Source organism: Nitrococcus sp., from assembly GCF_059432795.1.
Window position 1 is genome coordinate 1 of record NZ_JBXWZQ010000035.1, and the last position, 5,910, is coordinate 5,910.

At 59.7% G+C, this 5,910-nt stretch carries 7 protein-coding genes and 1 pseudogene; all 8 read right to left on the reverse strand.

Features of this window, described 5'->3' with window-relative positions:
* Positions 1–160 precede the first annotated feature (160 nt).
* Entirely contained in the window at positions 161–451 is a 291-nt protein-coding gene (locus AC52Q4_RS03115; protein ID WP_495535344.1) for a DUF4258 domain-containing protein, read from the reverse strand.
* Between the two features lie 76 nt (positions 452–527).
* Entirely contained in the window at positions 528–794 is a 267-nt protein-coding gene (locus AC52Q4_RS03120) for a DUF2442 domain-containing protein (RefSeq protein WP_495535345.1), read from the reverse strand.
* Between the two features lie 32 nt (positions 795–826).
* A complete protein-coding gene (locus tag AC52Q4_RS03125; RefSeq protein ID WP_495535346.1) occupies positions 827–1,384 on the reverse strand; it encodes a YIP1 family protein in 558 nt (185 codons plus the stop codon).
* 131 nt (positions 1,385–1,515) lie between these two features.
* Positions 1,516–1,752, reverse strand: coding sequence for a hypothetical protein (locus AC52Q4_RS03130; protein ID WP_495535347.1), 237 nt, complete (start codon positions 1,750–1,752; stop codon positions 1,516–1,518).
* Positions 1,753–1,775: 23 nt separating this feature from the next.
* The gene (locus AC52Q4_RS03135; protein WP_495535348.1) at positions 1,776–2,069 is read right to left on the reverse strand and encodes a hypothetical protein; all 294 of its coding nucleotides are present in this window, start codon (positions 2,067–2,069) and stop codon (positions 1,776–1,778) included.
* A 490-nt stretch (positions 2,070–2,559) separates the two neighbouring features.
* Positions 2,560–3,642 carry an ATP-grasp domain-containing protein gene (locus AC52Q4_RS03140; protein ID WP_495535349.1) on the reverse strand — a complete coding sequence of 361 codons (1,083 nt, stop codon included), beginning with the start codon at positions 3,640–3,642 and terminating at the stop codon, positions 2,560–2,562.
* A 175-nt stretch (positions 3,643–3,817) separates the two neighbouring features.
* Positions 3,818–4,607 (reverse strand): annotated as a pseudogene (locus AC52Q4_RS03145) (IS1634 family transposase); the annotation flags it as partial.
* A 51-nt stretch (positions 4,608–4,658) separates the two neighbouring features.
* Positions 4,659–5,060 (reverse strand): cupin domain-containing protein, encoded by a 402-nt coding sequence (locus AC52Q4_RS03150; RefSeq protein ID WP_495535350.1) that lies wholly within the window; start codon positions 5,058–5,060, stop codon positions 4,659–4,661.
* Positions 5,061–5,910: the final 850 nt, after the last annotated feature.

The window sequence follows — 5,910 nt, forward strand, 5'->3', positions numbered from 1 at the left end:
TGCAGAACGGCGTGGCACACTTCGGGGGTCTCCTGGCTTGGTAACCGGAGACTCCCCCAAGGGGGTCTTGTTAATCAAGATCCCTGAGGGGGATCCTGCTCAAACCATTACCAATTCTGATCGCCACAGGCCAAACCGCCATCAAAAACGTTGACCGTGCTCAGTATCCCGTCACAAGTACCGCTGGCTTCTCATGCTCCTTCGGGATGCCCCAAAGGACATGCACCGGATTTCCTGCGCGATCCTTTTGTAAGATTAGGGTACAAGGACCTTTCGGGTAGTTAGGGTATTCTTCCACAATCTGCGCCTTTTCAACGCCGGAAAGAACCTCTCGCGCGGAAAGCCCGTCTTCGGCCAACTCATCATATCCATGTTCCGATATCCGCACCTCCCCAGCAGAAATCAGCTCATTAACTTTTCGTAAGAACTCGCTCAAAAGCCAATTCTCCATCTGAGGCACGTCAGCGGATTGCACAACGAGCGGCTCATAGGCGCGAGTTACGAGCAGCGTCCACTTGAGCGTTGTGTTATGAGCTCTTTGCCCTATTCGGGAACCGTTCTGGATGCTCGATGATTTCTTCAGTGAGATCCACATCGATATCGGGCCAGTAGAAGTGTCCTGGCGATGGTTCCTCAACGTGCAGGTTCGCCTTGATAGGCTGATCCGTGAACCACGGGAACTCCGCGTACGGCATGAACAGCTCCCGGTCGTGCGCCAGCAGCCAGACGCCATGGCTGGATAGGTTCGTCACCTCAACTGCCGAAGTGGTGTTGCCCCGCGCGGACAAGCTCATCGTAGTGATCGATCGATACTTTCGGCGATGAGCTACATGGTGGGCTGCGGAGGTACGGTGCCGTCACCGAAACCGATGGTCAGGCTTTGCAGCAGGAATATCACCCCAAGCTGCACTACCCAGCTTATTAAGCACACGCCCACTGCGCGGCCGGTGCTGGTGTAGTCCAGTGCCTGACGGGCGGCTATGACGATGGCGATCAGCATCCAGATATTACCGGCGATCACGAAGATGAAGCCAATGCCCGGGATGATACCGCCGATGCGGATCACGCCCGGTGAGCTGGCGAAGCCTATCGTGCGCAGCAGCTCGCCTAGATTGGTGCGGGTCTGCGGTTCGGGCATCAGCTTGGCGCCGATCAGGTAGATCAGCACGGCCCACGTCAACCAGCCGAGTAGGGCCGCTATGCTGGCCGCGATCAGCCCCGGCACACCGGCGACGGCCATCACCGCGATACCCGCGGCGAAGCTGGCGATGAGCACTACGCCGGCAGCTTGCACGGTGGCCGACTCATCGGCCTCCACCTCTTCGTAAATGCTCGCGTCGAGCTTGGCGGCACGGATCATTCGCTGCGCGAAACTGGTGGCCATTGCCCTTCCTCCTTGGCAAATCGCCCTGATAGCGAATCGATAGTGAGCGCATTGTTGTCAACTTACCCCGCCGAGACAAGCTCGGCATCGGCTGACCGCGACGCTCGTGCGCTGCGCAGCCTGCAAGAGCACTAAGGGTCACCCATTAGAAGGCCCCGTTCAAGACGCATAGGTTTCCGGTTGGTGCGTACGGCAAGACCAAAAATGGGCTCGGGCAGACGCTCCTCGATGCTCTCCCAGGACAGCACCCTCACCGCATTGCCGCTGAGCTGCTCACCGGTGTTGCGCGCCAGCAAGTTCTGGGTGCTCAGCAGCAGCGCCGTGCGCTGGCTAACCAGATGCGTTCGGCGTCTCAGTAGATCCCGCACCGAGCGCTGCGCTCGCGGGTAGATTAGCCCTGCGGCAGAATGCCAAGCTGGCGCATCTCTGCGAGCCAGCGCGCATCGGGGAAGTCATCGCTGTACTTGAGCCCGTCATAACGCTTCGCCTTCGCCGGATTGCACAGACTCACATCGATGCCGGCGTCCTTGAGCCCATCGACCAACCAGTTCCAGTTGTAGGTCGACTCCACCACCCAAGAGTAGAGCTCAGCCCGGAACGGCTCCAACCCCTCCAGGATGCACCGCAGCTCGTTGGGAGACCGTTTTTGAAAGAGCCATTCGCCTTGGCCGCCGATAACAGCCAAAACGCAAGTGCAGATCAATGCCGCCGTAGACTGCCATGATAAGGCCTCCTCTGCTTGGTAACTCTTTAGTTCGCAGCCAAAAAGTTACCGCCCGCCGAGGGGCCCTCTAGACGATTTTCAGTTCTCGCAGTGTTGCGCCTACTCCCGCTGGCAAACACGGAGTTTAGCGCGTGGCGCAGCCATCCGAACTCCCGCACGACTCAGCCGGCGTGGGAGGAGAGAGCTAACGCTACAATGCGAGAACTGACCCCAAATGGGGTATTATCGCCTCTAGCGCCACCTTCGCCTTGAACTCGCTGCTAAACCGCTTACGTGCGACCTCTGTCTCCTCGTTGTCAGCGTGGCATTCTATTTACGCCAGTGGCCCAAATTACGGGGACCACCATACACGTCGCGGTTGGGACGGCGGTTCCCACCGCCCCTACCGCGACCTGTTCGCTCGATCTGATCGCAAAGCGGCGCAGCGCCTTACCGTACGCGCCAGGTGTTTTCAGTACTGACCGGCCGCGGCCTGTCGCAGCCTGATTGATTCCACCTCGCACATGAAGTCGACGAAAATCGCGTCTTCGGGTGCGAGCGAGCCGGAGTGCCATTCAAGGACTCCGCTCTCTGGATCACCGGACAGTATCCAGTGTCCGGGGCAGTCGCGTACGGCCCAGCTAGCATAGCTGAACGTAAGTTCCACCACGACCGGCTCACCCTGCCGGTAGAGGAAGTCGATGCCGATGGTCTGTGCGTTGGCGTGTCGCGCGACACGGTATGCAAGCCGGACCGACCGTTCGTCGATCACCTCGGGATCGAACTCGATACGTCCGCTGCCGCTGGCGCGGAAATCACCCGGCCGGTTCAGGCGACGAAACGCGAACGCCCGGTCGCCGATTATGGTCACGCGTGTGTCGAAGTCATTGTCCGGCAGAAAAGCCTGCGCGAAGAAGTATCCGTGCTCCAGCTCTGTCTCCGCGGTGGGGCTGTTCGGATACCGGCCCCGCAGGATGTTCGCCGCCACACGTCCGCGACGCAGCATGCGGCGCAGGCCGCTTACGGGCCCCCACCCGAGAGACCGGGCACCCGGCCCGAACAGCTGTTCGACGAAGAACAGCGCCTCGTCGGCGTCGTGGACCAATCGGACATTTCGAGCCTGGTATCCGCTCGACAGCTTGAGCACGAACGGATACGTCGCATCCTTACAGAAGGCCTTGGCCTGCAGACTATCCCAAAACACGTGGGTCTCCGGCGTCGGAATACCGGCAGCCTCCAGGTAGTAGTGCTGCGCCAGCTTATCCTCGAAGTGCCATCTTGTGTTTAGGGACGGGAAAACCGGCATCCCGAGACCCGCTTCCAAGGCGTACAGCAACCGCTGCGCGTACTGGCGCGGATTCGCGGAGGGCGATGGCCGCCACATGAACGCATCGCATTTCGCGATGTCTCGCACCGCGTTTTTCGAAAACACGTCAGCCCGTACGGTCGCGATCCCCGCTTCATCGGCAAGCGCCAACCAGCGCTCAGAAAACGATTGACGCTCGCCGTTTCGATGGAGGACTTGATCCGGCTGTATCGCGATACTCAGGCCCATATCGTTCCTCCTTTATCTGTCGCTGACTATGCCGTCAGCGCCTTTTTCTTGCGCCCACGGAACCGGCCGCGCGCCGGCTTTTTCGTATCGACGCTCCCCCAAGTTCCGCAGCTAAACGCGCAAGTGTTTGATTCGCTCTAGGAGGCACTGTCGAAAATGACACTACACGCCGCTCTTAGGGTTTCGGTATCTCCAGCGCGGCGAACAAATCCAGCTGCTCTTGGGCCGTTTTTGCTGACTCCGCTGTAGCCGTGCTCTCCGATTGTCGCGCGGTGGCGCTGGATTCGGCGAAGCAGTTCCAATGCCGTCTTCGGGCTCACGGTGCTGCCGTGTGCCTTGAGCCGCATGCGCATGATCCGGTAGAGCACCAGGGCCAGGAAGCAGATCAGCGCGTGAGCTCGGATGCGGTCGGGCAGACGGTGGTAGACCGGTGCGATCTCCAGGTCGCTCTTTAGTACCCGAAAGCCTCGCTCGATGTCGGCGAGCGCCTTGTAGCGCGGCACGACCTCGGCGGCGGAGAAGTCCACTACGTTGATCAGCACCACCAGCTTGCCGTCGAAGACCTCGGCGCGGGCGATGGCGTCCTCGTCCACGCTGTAGCTGAGGCGATCGGCCTGGTAGTCCGCCTGGATGAAGCGGGTGAGTTCGGCCTCGGCCACTGCCGGCTGGAAACGACTGTAGGCGCCACGATCACTGGGCCGTCGTCCGCGCGTGCTCTGTCCCGCGTCTTGAACATCGAGCTTGCGCACCAGCGCCTCGGCGAAAGCCTCAAGCTCTGCGATCCGCTCTCGCTCTCGGCGCCGGCTCGATTGCTCCGCCGCGCGCAGCGGATCGTGAGCAACGACGAGGCGCTGCTCGGCGAACCGCCCCTCGGCCAAGCCTTGCGCGAAGTCCATACCCTCCAGCGTGCCACCGAGCTCGGCGTACCGCCGGGCCGGCATCGCGAGGATGAACTGGAGCTTGCGTGCACTGGCCTCGGACGCTCGACCAGCCTCGCACGCACCGGAGACACCGGTTTAACTGCTCACTTTGCGCCTGATGTGTTCGATGACCGCGCCGTGCTCCTGCTGCGGGCTGAACATTACGATATCGGTGTCTTCCTCCGCCCTCACGCTGTGCCCTGGCGGCCAGTAGAACAGGTCTCCAGTCCTCGATGTTTCTTCGCTACCATCCGCATAGAGGGATGTGATTGCTCCGTTTACAACATATCCCCAATGCGGACTCTGACAGCTATCGTTCTCGAGCCCGTGCAACAACTCCGTGATATCGGTTCCGGCGCTAAAGGAGAAATACTCGGCTCCCATCCTTCCGTATCCGGCTACATTGCCAAAATCGCTCTGCTGTCTGGCTGTTGCGCCGGGCACGTCGACTCGAGCTGGAATATCTTCTTTTGCGATACGCATGATGCTTTCTTCCATTTCGCAGGCGAAACAAGGGGCCGAGCACCAGTTTAGTCTGTCAACTTGCCTCGGACAAAGTCGGCAGCTTTGCCTAATTGCGCTTCCGCGGCCGCCCAGGCTTCCACCGCGTCATTCGCCGCCCCAGCGCGGGCGCAACGAGCGCCGGGAACCGTGAACCTCCCAGGCGAAGTTGCTATCTGTTACGGCGCGAATCTCGTCGCCCGTCGCGAATCGAGTTGGTAGCGGAAAAGCTCGCGGTGAACGGCTTGTTGGCCTCGGCGTTGCTACCCGAAACCGTGGCGAGCCGGGGAGGGATCAACGCTTCGCAACAGCGGCCGGGCCGTACGCCAGGTCGTTCTGCATGTGCTAGTTAGGCGATTCTTCGTTATTAATTCGGATAGCCATCGGATCGACCATTCGGATAATAACGCTCCCAATTCTGGCCGTCGAATCATGTGATATTCATTTCGTCAACGGTGCCGGGATCGAGACAGCTTGCGTGGATGCTCACTCCATCGGGGTGGGATCGGGGAATGTAAAACGACTTGATTCCACAGTGTTTACAGAAGAGATGCTTCGCAACTCCACTCTCGAATGTGCTCCGGAGGAAGGATAATGGGTTCCACCGATGGATGCTATATGTAAATACCAGAATTAATATAACCGGCAGGACGATCAATGCGACATGGTGTGGCATAGATAGCCGCGCCGTAAAAATGATGGATCATCGTTAAAACGAGAAGGCTGACTGAGGATAAACATACCTATCCGCTTAGCACCTAATGTATATTAGACGGCATTTCTGCTGCGAGCTGGGAGCAAAGGATGGGTGCAGAGGACCCGGATCAGCTTTGGCGCGAGTTTCCGA